The sequence below is a fragment of the Variovorax sp. LG9.2 genome, assembly GCF_035018885.1.
GTDB lineage: Bacteria > Pseudomonadota > Gammaproteobacteria > Burkholderiales > Burkholderiaceae_C > Variovorax.
Map to the genome: position 1 here is coordinate 1 of NZ_JASJXB010000108.1, position 473 is coordinate 473.

General features: G+C 60.9%; 1 protein-coding gene. It reads left to right on the top strand.

The window, feature by feature from the left end; translation table 11 throughout:
• A partial coding sequence (locus QN413_RS27115) for an Hsp70 family protein (protein WP_323499646.1) occupies positions 1–473 on the top strand: 473 nt, incomplete at both ends.

Sequence of the window (473 nt, forward strand, 5' to 3'; positions counted from 1 at the left end):
GCACGCGGCACGCCGCAGATCGAGGTGAGCTTCGACATCGACGCCAACGGCATCCTGCATGTCGGCGCCAAGGACAAAGGCACCGGCAAGGAAAACAAGATCACCATCAAGGCGAACTCGGGCTTGAGCGAAGACGAGATCCAGACGATGGTGAAGGACGCCGAGCTCAATGCGGCCGACGACAAGAAAAAGCTGGAGATCGTTCAAGCCCGCAACCAGGGGGAAGCGATGGCGCACAGCGTGAAGAAGTCGCTGGCCGAGCATGGCGACAAGCTCGAAGCCGGCGAAAAGGAATCTATCGAAGCTGCGATCAAGGACGTCGAAGAAGCGCTCAAGGGCGAAGACAAGCCGTTGATCGAAGAGAAGACCAACACGCTGATGACCGCGAGCCAGAAACTCGGTGAAAAGATGTACGCCGATGCGCAAGCCGCAGCCGGTGCTGCCGGCGGCGCAGCGGCTGGCCCGCAAGCGGC